At 37.0% G+C, this 24,720-nt stretch carries 21 protein-coding genes and 1 pseudogene; 14 read left to right on the top strand and 8 right to left on the bottom strand.

What is annotated here, in order from left to right; genetic code table 11:
• Nucleotides 1-14 precede the first annotated feature (14 nt).
• The 5 genes from rpmB (at nucleotide 15) to K8089_RS11600 (ending at nucleotide 2,075) form a co-directional block, all read left to right on the top strand.
• A complete protein-coding gene (gene rpmB, locus K8089_RS11620; protein WP_014782807.1) occupies nucleotides 15-254 on the top strand; it encodes a 50S ribosomal protein L28 in 240 nt (79 codons plus the stop codon).
• A gap of 27 nt (nucleotides 255-281) precedes the next feature.
• Nucleotides 282-464 (top strand): 50S ribosomal protein L33, encoded by a 183-nt coding sequence (gene rpmG / locus K8089_RS11615; protein WP_081211513.1) that lies wholly within the window; start codon nucleotides 282-284, stop codon nucleotides 462-464.
• An 8-nt stretch (nucleotides 465-472) separates the two neighbouring features.
• Nucleotides 473-625, top strand: coding sequence for a DUF4295 domain-containing protein (locus K8089_RS11610; protein ID WP_237603457.1), 153 nt, complete (start codon nucleotides 473-475; stop codon nucleotides 623-625).
• A gap of 142 nt (nucleotides 626-767) precedes the next feature.
• Nucleotides 768-1,721, top strand: coding sequence for a signal recognition particle-docking protein FtsY (gene ftsY / locus K8089_RS11605; RefSeq protein WP_237603470.1), 954 nt, complete (start codon nucleotides 768-770; stop codon nucleotides 1,719-1,721).
• Nucleotides 1,722-2,075: a hypothetical protein gene (locus K8089_RS11600; protein ID WP_237603456.1), complete on the top strand. Its 354-nt coding sequence runs from the start codon at nucleotides 1,722-1,724 to the stop codon at nucleotides 2,073-2,075.
• Between the two features lie 126 nt (nucleotides 2,076-2,201).
• Here the strand turns inward: K8089_RS11600 and K8089_RS11595 are convergent, their stop codons facing one another.
• Nucleotides 2,202-4,100, bottom strand: a complete 1,899-nt coding sequence (locus K8089_RS11595; protein WP_237603455.1) for a S9 family peptidase — start codon at nucleotides 4,098-4,100, stop codon at nucleotides 2,202-2,204.
• A 148-nt stretch (nucleotides 4,101-4,248) separates the two neighbouring features.
• Here K8089_RS11595 and rimO point away from each other — a divergent pair, with 148 nt between their 5' ends.
• The 5 genes from rimO to K8089_RS11570 all read left to right on the top strand — a co-directional run bounded on the left by rimO (nucleotide 4,249) and on the right by K8089_RS11570 (nucleotide 10,287).
• A complete protein-coding gene (rimO, locus tag K8089_RS11590) occupies nucleotides 4,249-5,553 on the top strand; it encodes a 30S ribosomal protein S12 methylthiotransferase RimO (RefSeq protein WP_237603454.1) in 1,305 nt (434 codons plus the stop codon).
• Between the two features lie 290 nt (nucleotides 5,554-5,843).
• On the top strand, nucleotides 5,844-6,149 hold the full coding sequence (locus K8089_RS11585; protein WP_237603453.1) for a hypothetical protein: 306 nt from the start codon (nucleotides 5,844-5,846) through the stop codon (nucleotides 6,147-6,149).
• 64 nt (nucleotides 6,150-6,213) lie between these two features.
• The gene (locus K8089_RS11580) at nucleotides 6,214-7,473 is read left to right on the top strand and encodes a hypothetical protein (protein WP_237603452.1); all 1,260 of its coding nucleotides are present in this window, start codon (nucleotides 6,214-6,216) and stop codon (nucleotides 7,471-7,473) included.
• 45 nt (nucleotides 7,474-7,518) lie between these two features.
• Nucleotides 7,519-8,805: a glycosyltransferase gene (locus tag K8089_RS11575; RefSeq protein WP_237603451.1), complete on the top strand. Its 1,287-nt coding sequence runs from the start codon at nucleotides 7,519-7,521 to the stop codon at nucleotides 8,803-8,805.
• Between the two features lie 45 nt (nucleotides 8,806-8,850).
• Nucleotides 8,851-10,287 (top strand): pyridoxal phosphate-dependent decarboxylase family protein, encoded by a 1,437-nt coding sequence (locus K8089_RS11570; protein ID WP_237603450.1) that lies wholly within the window; start codon nucleotides 8,851-8,853, stop codon nucleotides 10,285-10,287.
• On the opposite strand, the gene K8089_RS11565 is transcribed toward K8089_RS11570, so the two are convergent.
• The 6 genes and pseudogenes from K8089_RS11565 to K8089_RS16530 all read right to left on the bottom strand — a co-directional run.
• Complete coding sequence (locus tag K8089_RS11565; protein WP_237603449.1) at nucleotides 10,252-10,818, bottom strand: virulence RhuM family protein; 567 nt, start codon at nucleotides 10,816-10,818, stop codon at nucleotides 10,252-10,254. The two genes, K8089_RS11570 and K8089_RS11565, sit on opposite strands and share 36 nt — an antisense overlap.
• A gap of 5 nt (nucleotides 10,819-10,823) precedes the next feature.
• Nucleotides 10,824-11,816, bottom strand: a complete 993-nt coding sequence (locus K8089_RS11560; protein ID WP_237603448.1) for a PD-(D/E)XK motif protein — start codon at nucleotides 11,814-11,816, stop codon at nucleotides 10,824-10,826.
• Nucleotides 11,809-14,049 carry a Z1 domain-containing protein gene (locus K8089_RS11555; protein ID WP_237603447.1) on the bottom strand — a complete coding sequence of 747 codons (2,241 nt, stop codon included), beginning with the start codon at nucleotides 14,047-14,049 and terminating at the stop codon, nucleotides 11,809-11,811. Before K8089_RS11555 ends, K8089_RS11560 begins: the two co-directional genes overlap by 8 nt.
• A 3-nt stretch (nucleotides 14,050-14,052) precedes the next feature.
• Nucleotides 14,053-15,615: an ATP-binding protein gene (locus tag K8089_RS11550; RefSeq protein WP_237603446.1), complete on the bottom strand. Its 1,563-nt coding sequence runs from the start codon at nucleotides 15,613-15,615 to the stop codon at nucleotides 14,053-14,055.
• Nucleotides 15,599-16,984: a DNA cytosine methyltransferase gene (locus K8089_RS11545; protein WP_237603445.1), complete on the bottom strand. Its 1,386-nt coding sequence runs from the start codon at nucleotides 16,982-16,984 to the stop codon at nucleotides 15,599-15,601. The genes K8089_RS11550 and K8089_RS11545 overlap by 17 nt, the downstream gene beginning before the upstream one ends.
• Nucleotides 16,984-17,115: pseudogene (locus K8089_RS16530) on the bottom strand (helix-turn-helix domain-containing protein); the annotation flags it as partial. The pseudogene K8089_RS16530 and the gene K8089_RS11545, both read right to left, overlap by 1 nt.
• 353 nt (nucleotides 17,116-17,468) lie before the next feature.
• On the opposite strand from K8089_RS16530, the gene K8089_RS11535 reads away from it, so the two are divergent.
• The 3 genes from K8089_RS11535 to ccsA all read left to right on the top strand — a co-directional run bounded on the left by K8089_RS11535 (nucleotide 17,469) and on the right by ccsA (nucleotide 23,116).
• The gene (locus K8089_RS11535; RefSeq protein ID WP_237603444.1) at nucleotides 17,469-18,155 is read left to right on the top strand and encodes an FAD-binding oxidoreductase; all 687 of its coding nucleotides are present in this window, start codon (nucleotides 17,469-17,471) and stop codon (nucleotides 18,153-18,155) included.
• A gap of 239 nt (nucleotides 18,156-18,394) precedes the next feature.
• Nucleotides 18,395-19,663, top strand: coding sequence for a hypothetical protein (locus tag K8089_RS11530; RefSeq protein ID WP_237603443.1), 1,269 nt, complete (start codon nucleotides 18,395-18,397; stop codon nucleotides 19,661-19,663).
• Between the two features lie 162 nt (nucleotides 19,664-19,825).
• A complete protein-coding gene (gene ccsA / locus K8089_RS11525) occupies nucleotides 19,826-23,116 on the top strand; it encodes a cytochrome c biogenesis protein (protein ID WP_237603442.1) in 3,291 nt (1,096 codons plus the stop codon).
• A 50-nt stretch (nucleotides 23,117-23,166) separates the two neighbouring features.
• Here ccsA and folE read toward each other — a convergent pair whose 3' ends face one another.
• Nucleotides 23,167-23,811 (bottom strand): GTP cyclohydrolase I FolE, encoded by a 645-nt coding sequence (gene folE / locus K8089_RS11520; RefSeq protein WP_237603441.1) that lies wholly within the window; start codon nucleotides 23,809-23,811, stop codon nucleotides 23,167-23,169.
• Nucleotides 23,812-23,955: 144 nt separating this feature from the next.
• Here folE and K8089_RS11515 point away from each other — a divergent pair, with 144 nt between their 5' ends.
• Nucleotides 23,956-24,627, top strand: a complete 672-nt coding sequence (locus K8089_RS11515; RefSeq protein ID WP_237603440.1) for an RNA polymerase sigma factor — start codon at nucleotides 23,956-23,958, stop codon at nucleotides 24,625-24,627.
• The last annotated feature ends 93 nt before the right edge of the window (nucleotides 24,628-24,720 follow it).

Here is a 24,720-nt window from a genome sequence, read left to right as displayed (position 1 = left end):
AAAAAGGTTAAGGAATGTCTAGAGTTTGTGAACTTACCGGAAAGAAAGCGATGGTTGGAAATAACGTATCGCACGCAATGAATAAAACCAAACGTAAGTTTGATGTAAACTTGCTAAAAAAGCGTTTTTATATTCCAGAAGAAGACAAGTGGGTTACCCTACGTGTTTCAGCTTCTGCTATAAAAGACATCAATAAAAAAGGTATTTCAGCGGTTATGAAAGAAGCTCGCGAAAAAGGCTTTTTAACTAAATAATTGCACTAATTAATAAAGTCTGTTACAATGGCTAAAAAAGGAAATAGAGTACAAGTAATTTTGGAGTGCACAGAGCACAAAGAGTCTGGACAACCAGGAACTTCTCGTTACATCACTACCAAAAACAAAAAGAATACACCGGACAGAATGGAGCTGAAGAAATTCAACCCAATTCTTAAAAAAATGACGGTTCATAAAGAGATTAAATAATATAAGTCATGGCAAAGAAATCAGTAGCATCGTTACAAACAGGTTCAAAGCGTTTAACCAAAGCAATTAAAATGGTTAAATCGCCAAAATCAGGAGCATATACTTTTACTGAAGCTATAATGGCTCCAGAAATGGTAAACGACTGGTTAAACAAAAAATAACCAGCTTAAAATATATTGAAAAGGCCACTTTTTTGCGAAGGTGGCTTTTCGTATTTTTACCATCTCAAAAAAATAACCTTGTCAAAGCTTAAAACTTTTGGCAAAGTTGAAGTACCGACAACAGTTAACAGACAACCGAACCATGAGTCTATTTAAAAAAATATTTTCCAAAGAGAAAAAAGAAACCCTCGATAAAGGGCTCGAAAAAACAAAGACTTCTTTTTTTGACAAACTGAGCAAAGCCGTTGCTGGAAAAAGTAAGGTTGATGATGATGTTTTAGATAATCTGGAAGAAGTTCTCGTATCTAGTGACGTTGGCGTAAATACAACCCTAAAAATTATTGATAGAATTGAAGCACGTGTAGCCCAAGATAAATACTTAGGAACAGACGAATTAAATAAAATTCTACGTGAAGAAATTGCAGGTCTTTTAAGCGAAATAGATTCCGGAAACGCCACCGAGTTTGAAATTCCCGAAAACAAAAAACCATACGTAATTATGGTAGTGGGTGTAAACGGCGTTGGAAAAACCACGACCATTGGTAAACTTGCCCATCAGTTTAAAAAAGCTGGGAAGAATGTTGTGTTGGGGGCGGCAGATACTTTTCGCGCAGCAGCCATTGATCAACTTCAAATTTGGGCAGACCGCACAGATGTAACCATCGTTAAGCAAAGTATGGGTAGCGACCCTGCCAGTGTTGCTTTTGATACCCTGCAAAGCGCGGTAACTCAAAATGCCGACGTTGTTATCATTGATACAGCTGGACGTCTTCACAACAAAGTAAACTTAATGAACGAGCTTACAAAGGTGAAGCGCGTAATGCAAAAAGTTATTCCAGATGCGCCCCATGATGTCCTTTTAGTTTTGGATGGTTCAACCGGTCAAAATGCTTTTGAGCAGGCCAAACAATTTACAGCAGCAACCGAAGTAACTTCCCTCGCAGTAACAAAACTTGACGGCACCGCAAAAGGTGGTGTAGTTATAGGAATTAGTGACCAGTTTCAAATTCCTGTAAAATACATTGGTGTAGGTGAAGGTGTGGAAGATCTTCAAGTTTTCAATAAATTTGAGTTTGTAGATTCATTTTTTAAATAAATGGAAGAAAGGACAATTAAAAAATCCAGCAAGATTTATGAGTATATCCTGCTTTTTTTGGTTGGTTATATTGGAATTCTTACAGGGTATCACACGTTTAAAATTATTCAGTATTTTTTAAAATCGGTACCAAACCCGTTGATGCCTTTAGATTTTTACAAATACTTGGCTTTCCCTTATTTGTCCTTTATTCCTTTCCTTTTAGGGTTGCTAATCTTAGGACTCTATTTCGCTAAAAAGAAATATTTCAAAAAAGGACACGTAATTTTTTATGTGATATTAATTCTACTTTTTCACCTTTCGCAAAGTAGTCTGCTAACTTTTTTTGATAGCTTCAATCCTTACGGAGGATAAAAAAGGCCACGAATTCACGAATTAATATCATTCGTGAATTCGTGGCCTTTTTTAGTCTTACGTCTTACGTCTTACGTCTTATAGCGCAGCGATCTTACATCTTTTACGCAGTGGTCTTAAGTCTTTTTACAATGTTTCCTTCAACCAACTAAAAAACTCGCGTTGCCAAACCAGCGCATTCTGCGGCTGTAGCACCCAGTGATTTTCTTCCGGAAGGTAAAGCAGTTTACTTTTTATACCCTGTAATTGCGCGGCTTGAAAAGCACCTAAACCTTGTTCAATTGGTACGCGGTAGTCTTTTCCACCTTGAATAATCATAATAGGCGTGTCCCACTTATCTACATAAGTTATGGGGTTGAATTCATTAAAAGCTTTCTGGGCTATTGCATTGTCTTTCTCCCAATACGCGCCGCCCATATCGTAATTTACGAAGAATAATTCTTCCGTTGTTCCGTACATTGCACGGGTATCAAAAACTCCGTCGTGGGCGATAAATGTTTTAAAACGCCCATCGTGATTTCCTGCTAACCAGAAAACTGAATAACCACCGAAACTCGCCCCAATAGCACCCAAACGATCGTTATCTACATACGGTTCTTTTGCAACATCGTCAATAGCGTCGAGATAATCTTGCATTGCGCCGCCGCCCCAATCGCCACTAATAGCTTCGTTCCAATCCACACCGTGACCTGGCATACCGCGACGGTTTGGCGCTACAATTATGTAACCTTCCGAAGCCATTAATTGAAAATTCCATCGCGTTGAATAAAACTGCGATAAAGCAGATTGTGGCCCGCCCTGCGCATAAAGCAATGTTGGATATTTTTTGTTTTTATCGAAGTTTGGAGGAAGAATTACCCAAACCAACATTTGCTTCCCGTCCTTTGTGGTAACCATTCTCTTTTCAACTGTTGGTAAATCTAACTTTCCGTAGAACTCCGTATTTACCTGTGTTAGTTGTTTGAAAGTTTTGCTTTTTAAATCGAAAGAAAAAATTTCAGTGGCATGATTCATATCGGTGCGGGTAACAATTAACTGATCATCTATTTCGGCAACAATACCAGTTACATCAAATTGTCCTTTGGAAAGTTGCTCCACAACTGCCATCTTTCTCGTTTTTCCAGGATAATCAACTTTAAAGATTTGTTTAGTGCCGTCAACTGGCGCGGTAAAATAAATGTCTTTGCTATTCTTAGCCCAAGTAAAACCATTTACGGTTCCATCCCACTGTGAGGTTAAGTTTTGCTTAATTCCGTTTTGCAGTACAATAATGTCGTTTTTATCGGCTTCATATCCGTCAGTTTTCATTTGAAGCCACGCCAGCGCACCGTCTTTTGAAAATGCTGGCTGGGTGTCGTACCCCTTGTTTTCTTCGGTTATATTTTCGGTTTTTTTGCTGGTCAGGTTATACTTGTAAATATCAGTATTGGTGCTGATGGCATAATCTGTTCCAGCTACTTTTTTACTTACGTAATAGATGTTTTCGCCTTTTGGGCCCCAAATATAATCCTCATCGCCACCAAAAGGAGCTTGTGGCGTATAATACGGTTGCTGTGGCGTAATATCTGTTTCGGCGCCAGTTTTCACATCTTTATAAAATACGTGACTGTAGCTGCCATCGTTGTATTTATCCCAATGGCGATAATCTAAGGAAGTGTAAACATAGGCATCGCTTTTTGGAAGATCGCTATAAATGTCTTTGGCCATTACATCTTTCACGTGTACTTCTTTATCCATCAAAAGATACTTTCCATCTGGCGATAGATTTTTATCGGCAACTTTGGCTTCTTCTTTTGTTACTTCGGCAAAATTACCTCCCGCAACGCGCATTGCGTAATACTTGGAGTCGAAACTGTTTTCTTCCATGTTTGGTGTTGTAACCTTGTAAAAAAGCACTTCGCCGTTGTCAGAAACTCCAATCGGACTTACTTTTTTCACCTGCCATAAAAGCTCGGGTGTCATTGTGTTTTGAGCGAACAAAAAGCCAGCGCAAAGAAAGGCCAGCAGGAATGGTATTTTTTTCATGTGTAAATAATTATTGAATTTATAGGAGTTGTAAAGTTACTTAAAAAGTTGCAGTGTTCAGTCGTAGCTGCAGTAATTGAAATTTAGCATTTGTTTACTTTTTTTAGTTGTATCTTTGCACGCTCTTAAAAATTCAGAATTCATAACAATGCGTACCAAAACCTTAAAAAAGAACAAGATAAACGTTGTAACCCTTGGTTGCTCCAAGAATGTATACGACAGCGAAGTGCTAATGGGCCAATTGCGCGCCAGCGATAAAGAAGTTGTACACGAGGAAGAAGGTAACATCGTGGTTATAAATACGTGCGGTTTTATTGCGAATGCGAAGGAAGAAAGTATAAACACCATTCTTCAATACGTTCAGAAAAAGGAAGAGGGAGCTGTAGATAAAGTCTTTGTTACTGGTTGTCTTTCTGAAAGATATAAGCCAGATCTTCAAAAGGAGATTCCGAATGTTGATGAGTATTTTGGTACAACAGAACTTCCCGGCTTGCTAAAAGCTTTGGGCGCCGATTACAAACACGAATTGATTGGCGAACGAATTACAACCACTCCAAAAAATTACGCTTACTTTAAAATTGCGGAAGGTTGCGATCGTCCGTGTTCGTTTTGTGCAATCCCGATTATGCGCGGAAAACACAAAAGTACGCCAATGGAAGATTTGGTAACGGAAGCTGAAAAGCTTGCTGCCAAAGGTGTAAAAGAATTGATTTTAATTGCTCAGGATTTAACGTATTATGGCTTAGATTTATACAAAAAACGAAACCTAGCAGAATTGCTTCAAAAACTTGCAAAGGTTGAAGGTATAGAATGGATTCGTTTGCACTACGCTTTCCCAACGGGCTTCCCGATGGATGTTTTAGAAGTAATGCGCAACGAACCTAAAATCTGTAACTATATCGATATTCCGTTGCAACATATTTCAGATTCAATTTTGAAATCTATGCGTCGCGGCACCACAAAGGCCAAGACAACAAAATTACTGGAAGATTTTAGAGCTGCCGTGCCCGAAATGGCAATTAGAACTACATTAATTGTTGGATATCCGGGTGAAACTGAAGAAGATTTCCAAACTTTAAAACAATGGGTTAAAGATATGCGCTTTGAGCGTTTGGGCTGTTTCACATACAGTCACGAAGAAAATACGCACGCTTACAATCTTGAAGACGATGTGCCGGAAGATGTAAAAATGGACCGCGCCAACCAAATTATGGAAATTCAATCTCAGATTTCTTGGGAATTGAACCAACAGAAAATTGGAAGGGAATTTAAAGTTGTGATTGACCGCAAAGAAGGTGGTTATTTTGTGGGAAGAACAGAATTTGATAGCCCAGATGTAGACAACGAAGTGTTGATAAATGCTGAAGACGATTATTTGCGAACTGGTGAATTCTTCACTGTAAAAATCACTGCTGCAGAGGACTTCGATCTTTATGCGGAGGTTGTAAAATAATTTATTTGAAACCTTAAATAAAGGACATCCAATTTTTATCTTATCAAAGATTTATTTCAGCTTCTTAAATAGAAAAACCATAATCTCGGTCTTTATTATTTATTTTGATGGGGAACCTGATTTAGCAGCGGGTGCTGATAATACGCTTTACGAGCTTATTCTTTAACCAAAAGCCAAAAACTATCTGCGTGAAATCTTCTCTGGAAGTTTTTTTTTATGTGCTCAAATACCTGAGAAGGCAATTGGGACATTCTTAGCCGATTTATTATCTTTGGAATAAGACCAACGTCATGAAAAATTCCCAAAGATTTAAATTTCCCAAAACAGTATTATTCGGGATTACGGGCTTGTATATTGTGCTTATGCTTGCCACGTATTTTTTATACTATAAAGAACCGGTGATCGTTTGTGCCCAGCGTATGTTGGTGGCCCAGTCCGTCGCCCTGGTTTTTCAGGTTGTATTAAATTATATTAATTATCATTCCACTAAAAAAATAGTCATTCTGGCTACTTTATTCTTTAGTGCCATGCTTTTTATGGGGGCGCTTTCCGCTTTTTTTAACTTGGGACTTATGTGTGAATTTTACGGGTTTTGATTTAAATGTATAATATGTGTGTAAAAACCCTACCTTTCCGAGTTTGGTTTAAATAGCGACCACTATGACTTTTTTCAAATTAATCATCCCCATTTTATTTTGTACAACAATACTCATTTCGTGTAGAACCGACACGACAAAGAAAACGACCCCCGCTTTCAAAGTTGAAGCCATTGCTAAAACCGTTACCTTATTGGAAAACCCAACAGCTGGCAATAGCGCTTTACCGCGACTTTTTGGAACAGAAAAGCAACTTTTTATGTCGTGGGTTGAACAAAAAGATTCCATTTCAGTGTTGTATTTTTCAACTTTTGAAGACGGCAAATGGGCAAACCCTTTCGCAGTAAATTCTGGCAGTGATTGGTTTATTAATTGGGCAGATTTTCCCGCCATTGCAGAAAATAATGGAAACATTATAATTAGCTATCTTCAAAAATCCGCCAACGGAAAATATACGTATGATGCCAAAATCAATCTTTTTTCGGCTGAAACACAAACTTGGCAAAAAGGCATCCTTTTACACAACGATGGCACTGCCAGTGAACACGGTTTTGTTTCAATTGTGCCACAAGGAAAATCGTCGTTTTATGCAGTTTGGTTAGATGGAAGAAACACCACGGCTAAAGCTGGTGGCCACGATAATCACGGTGATGGCGCAATGTCGCTTCGCGGACGACTGGTGCACGCAGATGGCACAATGCAGCCCGATGTAGCGTTGGACAACCGCGTTTGCGATTGCTGCCAAACGGCAATGACTTCCATAGAAAATGCACCCTTGCTTGTTTACAGAGACCGGACAGATACTGAAGTTCGCGACATTTCCCGCATCGGGCTTTTTGATGATTCATTTTCTGCATCGCAGCCGGTTTTTAATGATAACTGGGAAATTCCGGGCTGCCCTGTTAATGGTCCTTCAATTGCTTCTTTCAAAAATAACGCGGCGGTTGCTTGGTTTACCGCTGTAAATGATAATCCAAAAGTTCAGCTTGCTTTTTCAAATGATAAAGGCAAAACTTTTGCGGCTCCAATTCAAATAAATACTTACGAAACGCTGGGAAGGGTTGATGTTGTAATGACCTCTGAAAACACTGCTATTGTAAGTTGGATGGAAAATGTAGGCGAAGAAACTTTAATACAGCTTATGCGTGTTTCCGCAGATGGAACCAAAGGCTTTCCCGTTACAATTTCGAAGACAAGTTTTGAACGCGCCAGCGGTTTTCCGCAGTTGGAAATTGCCGACAATACACTTTATGCCGCTTGGACCATGGTTGATGGCAAGAAAAAATCTATTAAAACAGCGGCTATTACTATTGCAAATTTATAAGAAATATTACACTTTGCAAATCTGTATCTTTGAAAAAAACTACAATTGAAAAAACTTCTCATCATCGGTCATACTTTTCCCGAGCCCAGCACTACCGCAGCGGGAAGTAGAATGATGCAATTGATTGAATTATTTACTGAAGAAAATTACCAAATTACATTCGCCAGTACCGCGACGATTTCTGAACGGACAGAAGATTTGGCAAACAACAAAATTTCAGTGAAAAACATTCTGTTGAACGATGCGTCTTTTGATGAATTTATAAAAGAACTAAATCCTGAAATCGTTCTTTTTGACCGTTACGTTACCGAAGAGCAATTTGGTTGGCGTGTTTCGGAACAATGTCCGAACGCTTTAAAAATCCTCGATACCGAAGATTTGCATTTTCTACGGAAGGCTAGGGAAGAAGCAATTAAAAAGAACAAACCAATTTCTGAAGCAAACCTATTTTCCGAAATAACAAAGCGGGAATTGGCGAGTATTTTACGTTGCGATTTGTCGCTTATCATTTCGGAATATGAAATGGAACTGCTTCAAAATACATTTAAAATTTCCGGTGGAATTCTTCACTATTTACCTTTTTTAATTGAATCGGCTTCCGAAGAAATACAGACTCCTTCATTTAAAAAACGCCAAAACTTTATTGCAATTGGCAATTTATTGCACGCGCCGAATGTAGATTCGGTTTTACAATTAAAGCAACTTTGGCCTGAAATTAAAAAGCAAATTCCCGAAGTAGAACTACATATTTACGGAGCGTACGCACCACAGCAAATTCTTCAGCTAAACAATAAAAAGGAAGGTTTTATAATAAAAGGCTGGGCTGAAAATTTGGAAACTGTAATGAAAAACTACCGCGTACAACTGGCTCCAATTCGCTTTGGCGCGGGACTTAAAGGCAAACTGTTCGATGCCATGCGCTTTGGGTTGCCAACGATAACTACCGCGATTGGCGCAGAGGGCATGTGCGGAAAATTTACTTTTGGTGGCGCAATTACTTTTTCAAAAGAAGATTTTATCAAAAATGCACTGCAATATTATTCCGATGAAAATTCTTGGCAACAAGCACAGGCAGATGGTTTCAAAATTATCCAAAAGCGATTTCAAAAAGAACTTTTTTCTAAAGAATTTAAAAGGCTTGTTCGTAAGCTTTTAGCAGATGTTGAAACCCATCGGCAGCATAATTTTATTGGGCAGTTATTGCAACATCATACGCTGCAAGCCACAAAGTATATGAGCAAGTGGATTGAGTCTAAAAACACAATTCAACAAAATACTTCGCCGGTTTGTTTTGCAAATAGCAATGAAGTACGGGACGAATACAAACAGTAGTTTTCTATATTTTTATTTAATTTTGTCTTAATTATCCCCCTTCATATGAAAGACAATGATTTAAATTTCCACAATTCTATATTCGAACTTGAAGAAACAGCCTTAGAACGAAAGGCGCTTTTTGATAAAGTAAATAGCTTTTCCGAAGAATTTTTAGAAAGTCTTCCCGAGCGAAAAGCTTTCCATTACAACACCCATCAAACCACGGATTCCGATTCATTCTTCAGTATAAATAATGAAAAAAATTCGATTGAAAACGTTTTGGATTTTTTTAAGGAACGGGTACTTGATACTGGTTTAAATCCTACTTCCGGTGGGCATCTGGGCTACATTCCCGGCGGAGGAATCTTCAGCTCGGCCATTGCAGATTATCTCGCAGCTATTACCAATAGATACGCTGGCGAGTTTTACGCCTCGCCCGGCGCCGTTAGGATGGGAGATGCGCTAGTTAATTGGGCTGGCAAGCTTATGGGTTATACTGAAGGCTTTGGAGGAAACTTAACTTCAGGGGGAAGTATTGCCAATTTAATTGCGCTTCACACGGCCAAGCATCACAAAAACATTACAGGGTCAACAATAACCAAAAGTGTGGTTTATTGTACGGCGCAATCACATCACAGTATTAATAAAGCCTTGAAAATTATAGGGCTTGAAGATTGTATTATTCGTGTCATTGCTTTGGATGCACAATTTAGAATTTCGGTTAAAGCTTTAGAAGACCAAGTGCGTGTTGACGAGCAGGACGGTTTTACTCCCTTTTTACTAATTGCAAACGCCGGTTCTACCGATGTGGGTGCCGTAGATCCTTTGGTGTCTTTAGCAAATATTGCCAAAACGCATAAAATGTGGTTTCACGTTGACGGTGCTTATGGCGCATTTTTTATGCTCACTGAAAAAGGAAGAGAGAAACTAAAAGGAATTGAACTGGCAGATTCTATAATTTTAGATCCTCACAAAGGCATGTTTTTACCGTACGGCTCTGGAATTGTACTGGTGAAAAACGTAAAACATTTAGCCGCCGCCCATAGTTATACCGCTAATTACATGCGCGATGCCTATATTGAAGGTCAATATTCTCCATCAAATTTGTCGCCAGAATTGAGTAAGCATTTCCGTGGACTGAGAATGTGGCTGCCGTTGAAGTTATACGGACAGCAGGTATTTACAGATTACCTAAATGAAAAATTACAACTGACTACTTATTTAGCACAAAAACTTGTTGAAATTGGTTATAAAGTAATCTGTGAACCAGAATTAAGCGTTGTCGCTTTTAGACTAGAGTTAAAGCAATACAGCAACGACGAGCAGAACAAAAAGGTGCTGGACTTTATTCAGAAAGACGGCAGAATTTTTATCTCTTCCACCGTTTTAAACAATAAACTCACATTACGCGCTGCGATATTGTCTTTCAGAACTCATAAAAAAGACATCGATTTATTTTTAGAATTACTGAAAGAAGCAAAACTCTCGTTGGAGGTTTAGCGATTTTAGCTTTTTGGAAATAATTGGTGAGTATCTGCGGATGTCTGTAATTTTCCGATAAAACCGCTTCTCGGAAGTTCGGATGTCCTGTATTCGCTTTTCTAATTCTTCAAAATAGTCAAAAGGCAAATCAGGATTTTTCAAACGTTCATCGTCCAAAACGAATCCTTTTACAATATACTCACGCAAGTGAATAGTCGCCCACTGCCTGAATTTGGTTGCTATATGTGACTTTATACGGTAACCAATCGATATAGTAGCATCAAGATTGTAAAAAACCTGCTTTCGTTTTACCTCTCTATTTCCTTCTTTTTGAACTATTAAGAATTCCTTAATAGTTCGATTTTCTTCCAATTCACCTTCTTCAAATATGTTTTTGAGGTGCATATTGATATTCGGAACCGAGGTTTGAAACAACTCCGCCATCAATTTTTGGGTAAGCCAAACGGTTTCATTCTGAAAACGAACATCTAATTTTGTTTCCCCGTTTTCCGTTTGATATATGATTATTTGAGATTTGTTTTCCTCCAATGATTTTACTGTGAATTGTCTTTTAAGTATGGCTTTAAGAGTTTGTCAATTTTTAAAAGAGTAGGATTGGAGTTTATCAAATTGCTTGTAAACCTGACGTTGGAAACTTCCTTAGGAATGTTAACAGTTTGAATCTTTGGAATATCTTCTGATTTATAAAATCGTAAAGATTCTTTTGCTAATTCGTAATTGAATTTAACTTCATTAATACGCTCAACATCAATACCTAATGTTGAATAAACCAAAAGGTGCAGTTTCTCTTTTTGTTTTGGAAAATCATAAAGCTTATCGCTGATTTTTTTTATTAAATCAAGAATGTTTACTCCTGCAACATTTGTGTTTACAAGGATAGAACCAATGAATATTTCTATATCGCCTACAGGATTTAATTGAGCTGAACTAAATTGATGTGCTCTTGATTCTGTTGCCGAACTTTTCACTTCTATCCGTAATTTACCAAAGCTAAAATCAAATTTTTCTTCGGGAATGCTGTGCCAACCCAAAATGAGTTTTTCAGGGAATTTGGACTGCTCTATTAAAAATAATTCACTCCAAAGCCCCTGAATGGATTTTCTTGGAGGTTCTTTAATTGCTTTGAATAGTTCGATAAATTTGTCAACGGTCTGTTTTATTTTCTTGTTTGCTGGATTTTGTCCAAGTGACTTTATCAAGACTTGACAAGTTTTCAAGAAAATATCTTTTACTTCATCATTCTGACCGATGTATGAAACAACGGAAAAATTATTATGACTTATCTTATTATTTGTTTCAATTTTGCATTTTACATTGTGCGATACTTGAATATTAAACAGACTCTGATTTGCAATGAAAAAGTCCTGATTGTTTTCTGAAATTAAAATTAAAAGACTTGGATTATCATTAAAGTTTTTGGCAATTCTATGATTTTCAAACCCATCAATAGCTTTTGCTGAATAGCTATTTGGGCTTGGCTTTTGAGGCAAGGGCAGATTGTCATATATTTTCTTTAAGTCAATCATTCTCTTTGGAAATTAGTGACTGTGATAGACGAGCAGGAATCCATACTGCAATTGTGATGATGTTCTCATACTCTGTATCTCGAAAATCAAGATTATGAATTTGAACAGTTACGGAATCATTGGATTTAATTTTTTCGTCTCCTGGATATATTACCTCTCCTGTTCTTGGGTTTTTACCTTGAAATAATTGCTGAATTTCATCCTTTTTTAAACGTCTTTTTCTTGGATTACCTTTTGCTATTAGATATACAAAACTATCTTCTGGAGGAAACTCGTCAGTATATAAATCAATAACTGATTTTAAATTTGTATAGGTAGTTGAGTCTGTTTGCCTTGTAAACTTTAATTCTTTTAGTAAGTCTGTAAATAATTCTTTTAAAGGAAGTTTTGCTACAAGATGTTTTTGTTCTTCGGTTCTGTCTTTATGTCCTTCGTCTTCTACGAATAATTCCCTGTATTTTTCAGTAAACCTTTCAGCTACAGTTCTATTGTTTTCAATGATTATTTCGCTGTCGTGAGGAGCTCTTATTCTAACCCATTTGTTGCCAAAAGTGGTTCTTGTTAAATCTTCTGATAGAACATTTTTTCTTGTTAATCTAAACATTTCGTCAAGTACAAACCTTCTTTCCAACTCGTTTAGATGTTGTCCTGAAAGTTTATGCTCTAATAATTTCTTTCGTATATCCTCTTCGTGATTGACATATTCGCTAAACAGGTGTATGTTTTCTGCATCAAGATAAACACGGCAATGACCTAAATAATCTTTTTTGTAGCCAAAAAAACGAGCTCTTTGTTGTAAGGTGTCGGCATTTCCAACTCCTTTATTCCTTGGCATATATGTTATGGTCAAGCCCTCCACAGTAAACCCTCTGTCCATAGCTTGTCCACCTACAAGAATAAAGGAATAGTTACTGCTCCAATCAACTGAACTTCCTGCCTTTGAATTGAGTTGTTCAACTGCGGTACTACTAATATTATAACCCAAAGTTTTCAAAAGGTCTTCAAACGGTTGTATTTCAGAAGCATTTGCTTTCAAATCTTTATAAGCCTCTTTGAACTCTGAAATAATTTGTTGTTTAGTTTCGTCATCATCCGGTCTTTCCAATAAAACTTTTCCCCAAAGGTTTTTTATGTGCGTAACCCATTCATAATAAATTCCGTGGTCATCTACTAAACGGGATGGATGCACCATCATTGAGCGATTTTTCGGATTTCCTTTTGTAGCACCCAATAAGCGACCTGACGTTACACTTAAAAAGAAAATTCGCATTGCTTCCTTCAACGATTCTGGTGCCTCATCAAAAATATTGTCGTCACTATAAATTTCGGAATAAGGGATTTGTCTTATAATAAAATGGTTTTCTAAACAAAATGCACTACCTCCTGTGTATTTATCCCCGGGTGTTAATAATTGAATAAAATTAGGCGATAGATTGTCTAAGATATTAATGAACAATGGAGCTTGAGGCGTGGCGGTATATTGAATGAAAGTATGATGCGGCAAGGTGCGTTTTAAATCTCTTATTCTACCATAAATTGTACTCATCTCTTGCTCTGTGTGAATACCTGTTTCTTTAGCTCTTTTGGCATTGGAACTGGCTTTTGTATTCATACTCGCTTGGTCTCCTTCGTCATCAATTATCAAGGTCGGAACGTGTGATAAATCAAGCTTTTTAAGGACTGCAAGCAAATTTTTCAAATGGCTTGTGTTTTTCATTACCGTAATTAGTAATGTTTTTTTAAAGTCATCAGGAGTATTGGGCTCTTTCCAATTTTGAAGTTCTCTTTGAATGTTGTTTTTATCTTGCGGATTTCGGTTTGGGTCTTTTGGATTGTTAAGCATTAGCCATTTTTTGTGAAACCCTTGATTTACTCCTAAATCCTTGCGTAGTCTGTTGTATGATTGATTGACCAAATTTGTTGAAATTCCTGCAAGCACAATTACAATTTGATAATCGTTGTCTCTTGCTAAAGCTGTAAGTGCAGTAAAGGAAAGAGTTTTACCACTTTGAACATAACCAAAAACCAATCCTGTATCGTTGTTGGTTGCTTCATTTGGATTTCCACACAATTTCATTATGTGGTATGTTTCTTCTTTTACTTTTTCTTTTGCATCTGTATCATTACCAAAAACGTTGTTCAGTAATTTTTCTGTTTCTTCACCGTATTGTGGTGTCCAATTGTTGTTATTTGGTGATTCAGACATAATGTTTATGTTTTCAGTTTTGGACATACGTTACAATTTTGATAAAGAACCAAGTAAAAGTTCGTTCATATTATTTCTTAATTCCGTTATCGGAGCACCTGATTTTTTTACAATTATTTCGGATAAACCTAATGCTACAACCATCCGTAAAAGTGGTTCAATCACTTTGTGGTCATCACCTGCAAACTCAACCATAAATGGATGAATGAGAGATAATCTAACACCAATATTCTTAAAGTTTGGAGTTCTTTCAGGTATTAAATGGTCTCCAACTTGAACTAATTCGTCAATAGTTTCATCATAGGATAACTCTATATGAACCATATAATCAATGTTGGAAATATTCAAAGGAAATTTTTTGTGGTATGATTTATAAACTTCTTTTAGCGAAGGCTCTTCAAACCTGTCTGGAATTGGCTTAGTAATAATATTTTGAACATCCCGAGAGATGTTGTTTTGAATTTTTTCAGTAGTATTGTCTACTACTTTCTTAGAGACTTTCTGGTAATTCTTTGCACTCTCTCGAACCCTGTATTTATCGGCCTGCTTTAAAATGGGAAGAGATTTTTCACTTTCTAATTCTTCCTTCAAAATTTCCAAAAAGGCTTCCATATTATCATCCCATTGAAAACCATCTTTTGTATGACTTACCTTAAAACCTTCAAGATGCAATTCTCCAAAAAGCCGTTTATACCTATGACTACCCAAAGAGCCTGATAAAGCGGGTGGCCTAAACCCTTCATCATTATCTGCACTTCCTTCTATTACTCTCCCTCTTCTAAATAAAGCAAATCCGCTATCGCTCACGGACATTGTTTCCATAATGGCAACAAATCCTTTGGCTTTTAATTTCCCTCCTTTATGGTCATCACCAAAGTCAAAATCAACTTCTTGCTTCCAATTAATATTTTCTTCTTCAGGAGTTTCATAATAAGCAGTATTTAAGATTTTTGGAGACTTATAAGTTAATTTTTCTCCATTAATGTATAAGTCTAAAATATCCTTCCTGAAAAAATCTCTGTAAATACTTGCCAAATGCCTTTTTACCTTCCCAAGACCTCTTCTTACAGGCATTTTCTCCTCAATCCCATATAGCGTGATTAAGGTATAGTGAGAATCAGGATTGGCGGACTTTGTGTCAATTTGTAGTTCTTGAATTTTATCTTCTACAATTTTTGAAATATCAAAAACTACTGTCCGTTCAACATTTTCATTAATTGCTTTTGTTTTAACCTGCCATTTGTTGGAAAACCAACAAGCTGCAGATTTCATTCCCATACCAAATTCTGAAAGTCGAGTATTGTCAGGTGGTAGTTCAGCGGTTCTGAATGCTCTTTGGTAATCACTTGAATGAATTCCTGCGGCATTGTCTTTTATATTGATTCTGCCGTTATTGGTATCAAATTCAATATCGACTCTTAGCTTAAAGTTATCGCCTTCAATCTTCTTTAATTCTTCTTCATTTTTCAAATAGCTGTCAATGGCATTATCAACAAATTCAGCTAATGCATAATAAGATTTGTAATTGAGGTGCTTTAAAACAGAAAGAATTGTTACACCTGGGCGGATGTTTACATTATTTAATTCTTTCATAGCTTAATTCACTTGTTTCATTGGAATCTATTTGTATTCCGTTAATTACTTTTTTAGCACCATTTAGTTTTAAAACTTTGGGTTGTGTCTTTATGAGTTTTTCTGCAATTAATTTGACTATTTTAGAATTGACCGCATTTCCCAAAGCCTTAAAAGCAGCATTGTCGTTTTGAGGTAATGAAATTCCTTCCAAAGATTGCAGTTTTAAGCCTTCTTCTTTAGTTATGTATCGTTTTTGCCAACCGATGATTGGAATCTGCGTATTAGTACAAACAAGCGAAGGAAAAAAATCAGCTTTTTTTACTCTAATTCCCGAAGCTCTAAATTGGATAATATAATTATTTATGTTTCTTTCTCCGTCGCCAACGTTCCATTCCAATTTTTGCCAACTTTGAGAAGGATATTTAGCAATTTCAGCGACAACATCGCTAATGTGCTTTTTATGGTCATCGTAAAAATCTCTGCTTTGCTTTATGTATCGTTGTTTCCAATCAGGGAATTTTCGCGTAACCCTTGCATAACTTGGCAAATTGTGTAGTTGCTCTTTTTTGGTCATTTCAAGCGTCAATTGTTTGCCAAAGTTCCCTTTGTAATTGGCTAATTCATATTTTGGCATCTTACTTGGCGGAGTTGAATCATAAGGGTAGGTAGCTCCAAACTCCATTCCCCAAATTGGAAAGCCGGGTAGTTTGGTTTCATTTGGAATTTGGTCAATGAATGTTTGCCAAAGTTTGAGACACTCTTGGTTTGCCTTCGGCAATTCCTTGAACAATTTTGGCTTTTCTTCAATAAATTGATGAATGTTAATGAAATTTGATTTTTGATTGTCTATTTCGTCAAATGAAAAATGGTCAAGTCCAATTAATGACCCAACAATAAAAATTCTTTTTCTGTGTTGGGGAACTCCAAAATCTTGAGGAGAATAAATTTGGTTATTAACTTCATATCCTAAACTTGCAAGTTTTTCGTGCATATAATTCCAAGTTTCCTCATTGTCGTGTTGTCTGATGAACGGAACATTTTCAAGTATGAAAAATTTTGGTTTTCTAAATTCAAGGATTTTTGCTATTTCGTCAAACAAGGTTCCTCTATCATCGTCACGACCTAATTGTTTACCTGCTTTTGAGAATGGTTGACACGGAAATCCTGCACATAAAATATCGTGTGGAGGAATAGTTTCTATTTCTTTATCAACTATTTTTTTAATGTCACCTTGGGCTTCAATTCCCCAATTTGTTTGATAAACATTTCGCAGAGTTGGGTCGAGTTCACTTGCAAACACACATTCGTGTCCAAGTTCGTGTAAGGCTTTATGAAAGCCACCAAGTCCTGCAAAAAGGTCAATAAATTTTAATTTCAATTTCTCCATTATTTATTTTGGCTCTCCGTTAATAAATCTCTCACATCAACTTTGAGTAATTCGGCTATCTTGTATAAATCTTCTATGCTCGGTTGTCTTCTGTTTTGGGCATACGAGTTGACTATATTGTAACTCCTTCCCGAGTGTTCTGCAAACTAAACTAGATTAAAATTTTATTTTTTTAGAATCTTTTTTATACGGTTTATTTTTTGAATTACTTTAAGTGGTATACTTCAACCTGCTAAAATAAATAAGATTTCCGGTAATCTCAATAAGTGAGCGTAAAAACAATTATTATATTTTGAAGTGCTGGCAAGAAATAATTTTTTCGGTTTTTGAATGGTTATTTTTTGAGTTGACAAATACTGAATGTTGTGCTTGTATGGCTGGCTTTTCAGATTTCAGAGAATTGGAGCTATCGTTCTTGTACAACCTCATTTGTAACCAAATGGCTAAAAACACATCCAAAGTGTGAACAAAAAAACGATTGGATATGGGTTTTATATTTCCGTACAGAGTTAAAGTCTTGAATGTTGAAACTATCAACGAGAACGTTATTCTTTTAAAAATTGAAAAGCCTTTTAGGTTTGAATTTGAACTTGGACAAGTGGTTGATCTAAGTATTTTTAAACCGGGTTTTGAACTTTCCGTGGCTTCATTTACAATTGCCAATACTCCGGCGGAGGATCATTTGGAGTTTATAATAAAAGTGTATCCTCGAAAAGGACTTACGGAGGCAATCTCAAAACTTCAACCAAATGAAATAGTGCAAATATCTTCTCCGTGGAATTCTTATGCATATAAAGGCAGTGGTACCTTTATTGCCGCAGGCGCTGGAATTACAGCTTTTTTTCCCATCTTCGAAACTATTGCAGATAACGGTGTTGACGTGAAACGGGAGCACAGTTTAATTTATGCAGACAAAAGTAAGAGCGATGTGCTGTTCTACAAAAGATTGAAGGCTATGTTCAATAACAAGCTATCGCTAATTTTAAGTAGGGTAAAATCTAGAAATATTACTTTCGGGAAAATTGATGAGGATTACCTTTCCAGTAGAATCTGCAATACAGAGCAATACTTCTACATCTGTGGACCAAGAAACTTTGAAAAAGATGTTAAATCGCATCTGGTAACAATTGGCGTTAAACGACGAAATATTCAAACAGGCTACAATATCTAATTTTTTGTCACGACTGTAGTTCGTATCAGAAATTACGCTACTTCGTAAAGTCTTTGTTCAGTTCATTTTATGCTTCCTATAATGACTTCAACGTGTGAAATTTTTTCATAATCACAAAATGATCTGTGATTTTTTGTAACCCAACAGTAGTTTATTAATCTAAAGTTAAAGAATCTCAACCCCGAATTGATTTCCGCATCAGGGGAAGTTTATCAATTCACAAATAAAAACTAAAGATTATGAAAAAACAATTTATGATTTCTACGTTGTTAATAGCTGTAATTGCTTCGCTTGGCCTTTATAGTTGTAGTAATGATGACGACGATACTGGTCGCTTGGCTCCGGGTGAAGGCAGTTTAAACTTGCCTCCGTTGGACGCGCAGTTGGTAGCAGAAGGAAAAGAAATATTTAGATACGACACTTTTGGCGATGAATCATTTTGGACAGATGTGCTACAAATGAATGAAGTTGTGGAAGCTGCAGTAAGCCCAAATACCGCCTTGGCTGTGGGCTTAAAAGTAGACGCAGAGGCTTTGCCACCCGCTGTTGTTGAAGCAATACAAAATGGACAAGTTGATTTAGACGACCCCCAAACCACGCTTGTTTTATTACAATTAAATGCCGTTGTTGGGGTACAGGGCGAAGTGAGCCAAAATACCGATGGTACTTTAAAGTTGGATAGAATGGGTATTACTTGCGCGCTTTGTCACTCAACTGTTGATGACTCTTTTGCTCCTGGAATAGGAAGCCGTTTAGACGGGTGGCCGAATAGAGATTTAGACCCCGGTTTAATTATCTCTCTGTCTCCAGCTTTAACCCAAGCTCAGAAAGACGTTTACGCTTCGTGGGGCCCTGGAATATACGATCCTAGATACAGTAATGATGGTCTTAATAACCCAGTGGTTATTCCGCCCGCGTATGGATTATATGGCTTGCCGAAAGCAATTTTTACTGGTGATGGCGATGTTGAACACGAACCTGCAGGACCAGTTGCGTATTGGAATAGATATGTGGCCGTTACCCAAATGCGTGGTCATGGATATTTTGCAGATCCGCGTCTAAATTTGGAAGTAGATCACAGAGAAGGTGATGATTTAGTAACCGATAAACTTCCGGCTTTACAGGAGTATCAATTCTCAATTTCGGCTCCAACGCCACCAGTTGGTTCTTTTGATGTGGCCGCGGCTACTCGAGGAAAAGAACTTTTCTCAGGAAAAGCACAATGTGCAACTTGCCACTCCGGACCATTGTTTACCGATGTTGTTGATGGTGGAAAATTACACCCTCAAAGTGCGTCTGTAGCACCAGATAAAGATTATGTGAAACGATCTGCTACCAAACAATGGAGAGTTACCCCATTAAAAGGTATTTGGCAACACCCACCGTATTTCCACGATGGTTCCGCAGCAACTTTGGCTGATGTAGTGAATAGATATAATGAAGTAAATAATCTCGCCTTAACGGGGTCAGAAAAGGATGATCTTACTGAATATCTGAAATCACTATAAAAATATGCTAAGTACACTATAAACTTAGCCTTTTTAGAATTATTTTTTTCACATGCATCTCTTTTAGAAGAATCTATCCCCAGTTAAACTAACTTCTAAGGAGGTGCATTGTTTAAAAATGCAAGCTATTTTTTAAAGGATTAAAAAATTTGAACATTAGAAATGATTTCAAACGCATTGCCACGCTTACAAAAAATATTGTTCTCCACCCGAACTATGACAGTGCTTTTGCTGCTATATGGTATTTCCATGGCTGTGGCAACTTTTGTGGAAAATGATTTCGATACGCCCACCGCAAAAACACTAGTTTACAATGCAACTTGGTTCGAAATTCTGATGCTTTGGCTGATACTCTTATTTGTTGCAAATATTAAAACTTACAACCTTACAAGACGAGAAAAGTGGCCAATACTGGTATTTCACTTGGCGTTTATTTTTATGTTTATTGGAGGCGCAATTACACGCTACGTTAGTTTTGAAGGGCAAATGCCAATAAAGGAAGGGCAGACCACCAACGAAATTATTAGCGACCTCACTTATTTCAAACTCAACGTCAGCGATGGAAATAAAACGCGCGTCTATGACAAGAACCCATATATGATGTCTTACTTTAATGCCAAAGACACCAAATGGCCATTCAAAAGAACTTTCGAACAAAATTATCGGTTTGACGACAAGGTTATTTCTTTAAAAACCCTAGACTATATTCCACTGGCTAAAGATTCCCTTCAAATAACCGAATCGGGAAAGAAGATGCTCAACATCGTAACCATAGGGAAAGGCAGTAGGGTAAATAATTATATTTCCGAAGGTGAAATCAAAAACATTGACGGTACCATTTTCAGTTATAACAGCCCAGTTCAAGATGCGGTTCAACTAAGGGAAAAGGATAGCGTTTTAATGCTTACCCTCCCAACAGATGGGCGATACATGTCTATGGAAGGGCAGCAAAAGGGCGTAATAACTGATACTACATTGTTGGCGCAACAATCGGGAAATATTAAAGCGAATGAAACGGATACGCTGAATCACAGAACACTTTACACGGTAAGCAACACTAATTTTATTATTCCCGAAAGTGCTTTCAACGGAAAAATGGTTTATTACAAAGGCGATAAAAACAACCCGATGGACAAAAATCTTTTGGAGGTTATTCAAGTAGAATTAAGATCGGGCAACGAAATTGATACATTATTGATAAAAGGTGGAAAAGGCGTTACCGAACTAAACAAAACTTTAAAAATTAATGGGCTAGATGTCTCTTTGGGATTTGGATCGAAGATTCTTAAAACGGAATTTGAATTGCGTTGCGACGATTTTCTGTTGGAACGCTATCCGGGATCAAATAATCCATCATCTTATGAAAGTAAGATAACGGTCATTGATAAAGGTTCAGAAAAACGACATCATATTTATATGAATAACGTTATGGATTACCGCGGTTATCGGTTCTTTCAAGCGAGCTACTTCCCAGATGAAAGTGGAACTATTCTTTCTGTAAATGCTGACTGGTGGGGAACAACCGTAACCTATTTTGGGTATTTCCTGCTGTTTGCAGGAATGTTTTTCACCCTATTTTGGAAAGGAACTCATTTCTGGAATTTGAATAATTCATTAAAGAAAATGCATAAAAAAAAGTTTGTGGTTCTGCCTTTGCTATTTCTCTTTGGAATTGGTACAAATTCCAGTTTTGCCCAGAATAGTATTGGGGAAACAAGTGACACTACAACCGTATTGGAACAAAAGGTTGGCCCAAACGCTCAGTTCGCAAAACTCAACGAACTAGGATCGAACCGGATAATAGACTTAAATCATGCTGAAAAATTCGGACGGCTTTTAGCACAGGATTTTCAAGGTCGCATTAAACCTATAAATACGCATGCGCTGGAATTGCTCAGAAAAATTCACAAAAAAGATAACTATCAAAAAGGAAATGTTACCATTTCACCCGAACAATGGTTTATTTCTATGCAAGTAGATCCTGGGTATTGGGCCAATGAACCTTTAATTAAAGTAGGCCTTAAAGGAGGCGACAAACTTTTAAAGGAAACCGGTGCCAATGCAGAAGGTTATACTTCATATTCCAATCTAGTAGACCCGAATACTGGAATTTTTAAATTGGAAGAACAGGATAACAAATCTTTCAGCAAACGAAAAGCAGACCAGTCTAAATATGACAAAGCCGTTATTGAGGTAACCGAACGTTTCAATATTTTTAGCAGTATTGCTTTTGGGTATTATACCAACATCATTCCTGTAAAAAATGATCCAGCACAAACTTGGAGAAGCTGGATTTATAGCGCTGAAGAAAACCCGGTAGCGATAGACGAGACGGCTTATGCACTGTTAACCCCTTATTTTGATGGCGTAAAAGAAGGCTTGAAAACCGAAAACTGGAACAAAGCCGATAAGAGTATTAAAGCCATAAGTGAATTTCAGCAGACTTGGGGAAAAGCCATTGTGCCGTCGGCTTCAAAAGTTAATTTGGAAATTCTCTATAATCGTCTCAACGTTTTCTTTTGGCTGATGATAGCGTACAGCATGTTGGGTATGTTTATGGTCATACTTGGTTTTGCCGAAGTATTTTCGTCGGGATCAAAATATAATAATATAATTCGCCTCTTAACCAAAACACTCTTGAGATTGATGGTTTTAGCCTTGACCATTCAAGTCACTGCTTTAGGAGTTCGCTGGTACCTTTCGGGACACGCTCCTTGGAGTAACGGTTATGAGGCGATTGTATTTATTTCGGGAATTGGGGTGCTTTCCGGATTGCTGCTTTACAAAAATAGAAATGCGTTTATTCCAGCAGCCGGAGCTTTAGTAGCCATGATTATGATGGGGTTTGCACACGGTGGGTCTATGCTGGACCCGCAGATTACACCTTTGGAACCCGTTCTAAAATCGTACTGGCTTATGGTTCACGTGGGCATCATTACCTCTAGTTATGGCTTCTTTGGTTTGTCTGCTGTGTTGAGTGCTATTTCGTTAATACTGTTCAGTGCTAAACCCACTAAAAAAATTAAAAATGCCATCAAGGAATTAACGATAGTCAACGAAATGGCTTTAACCGTTGGCATTTTTGCGCTTGCCGTGGGCACTTTTTTGGGAGGAATGTGGGCCAATGAAAGCTGGGGAAGATATTGGAGCTGGGACCCCAAAGAAACCTGGGCATTTATTTCGGTTATATTTTACGCGGTGGTTTTACACCTGCGATTAGTACCGAAACTTAGAGGGAAACTGATTTTTAATATCGTCAGCCTTTGGGCTATATGGTCTATTATATTTACTTATTTCGGGGTGAATTACTATCTGTCCGGATTACATTCCTATGCCGCTGGCGACCCTATGCCAATTCCCGCGTGGATATATATTACAGTCGCGGGAATGCTCGTTTTATCTTTTATAGCTTATTTTAGAAATAAAGCGAATAAGAAACATAAATTAGTTTAGTGAAAAGGTGCCGAAATATTCACGTGCAGATTGCACTTTTCGGATAAAAATTATTTATGTATTGAATTTAGAAATCTGTTCTTCATTTTATTCTTCGCAAATTTTCCGCCGAAAAAAGTAGTTGAGGTTGTACTGTTGTTGTCTTTAACCCCACGCGAAGCTACACATAAATGATTGGCTTCAATATAAATTGCAATATCGTCAGTTTGTAAAAGCTCTTTAAATTTTTCGCCAACCTCCATAGTAAGTCGTTCTTGTATCTGCGGTTTACTGGCAACAAATTGCGCAATCCTATTAATTTTTGACAATCCTATTACCCTGTCTTTAGGAATATATGCCACGGCAGCTTTTCCGAAGAAAGGCACAAAATGATGTTCGCAATAGGAGTAAACCGTGATGTTATCTACAAGAATCATTTCTTTATAATTACTCGTATTTTCAAAAAAAGAAACCTTTGGAAAATTGTTTTGGTCCAGTCCTTTAAAAACATCGTTCACATACATTTTTGCTACTCTTTCTGGAGTTTTTTGCAAACTTGGATCATCGAGGTCTAGACCCAATGTTTCCATAATCTTTGAAAAGTGATATTTTATGGCATCCATTTTTTCAGTATCACATTTTGCTTTATTGCTAATGTGTACCGAACTGTGTGGTAATACCATGGCATCCAGATTTTCTTCACCGTTAATTTTCATTTCTTATATAAATTATTTTGAATTGATTTTTATTTATCGACTTAGCATTTGCTTTTGCGCTCCTATTTAGATGCCCAGAAACGACGGTGGTTACAAAATGTAACCGAAAAAGACTTTAGGCATCTAAACTAAAACAGACCTTTTATGAATACGAATACAATTGAACAAAAAGAACCAACCGAAGCGATAATTATAGAGAAAATCCTCGATGGACAAGTGGAATTGTTCGAGATACTAATGCGCCGTTACAACGAATTATTATACAGAACAATAAGAAGCTATATTACTATTGAAACCGATGCAGAAGATACCATGCAAGACACCTATATAAAGGCTTTTCAAAAACTGTATCAATTTAAAAACGAAGCAAGGTTTTCAACTTGGCTCATTCGAATAGGAATAAATGAAGCCTTACAGCGAAAGCGAAAAGCAAACAGATATCAAACTGTTGCCATACAACAGGAAGATAAAGTATTACAAATTGAAGATCGCAATATAATGGATCCCGAACGCAAAACTATGTATAAAGAATCGTCATATTTTATAGAAAAGGCAATAGACACGCTACCCGAAAAATATAAAATTGTCTATATGCTAAAAGAGGTGGAAGGCATTGGAATTTCTGAAATTTCTAGCAGCTTAGACCTTTCAAATAGCAATGTTAAAGTGCGCTTGCACAGAGCTAGAATTATGTTGCGAGACTCAATATTAAACCTTACAGACCATTCAACTATTTTTGACTTTGGCAATTCAAAATGCGATACAATTGTTGCTAATGTAATGGATTATATTTTTAAAATGCATCCGTATCATTAAAAGGATACCATTAAATGCTATATATTTTCAATGAAAGGAATCTGTCTGGAACCAGAGGTTTTTGTATTGCATATTTTAAAAATAAAATAAAAA

Source organism: Aequorivita vitellina (genome assembly GCF_022008365.1).
Lineage (GTDB): Bacteria > Bacteroidota > Bacteroidia > Flavobacteriales > Flavobacteriaceae > Aequorivita > Aequorivita vitellina.
This window is presented reverse-complemented; position numbering and strand designations above follow the sequence as displayed.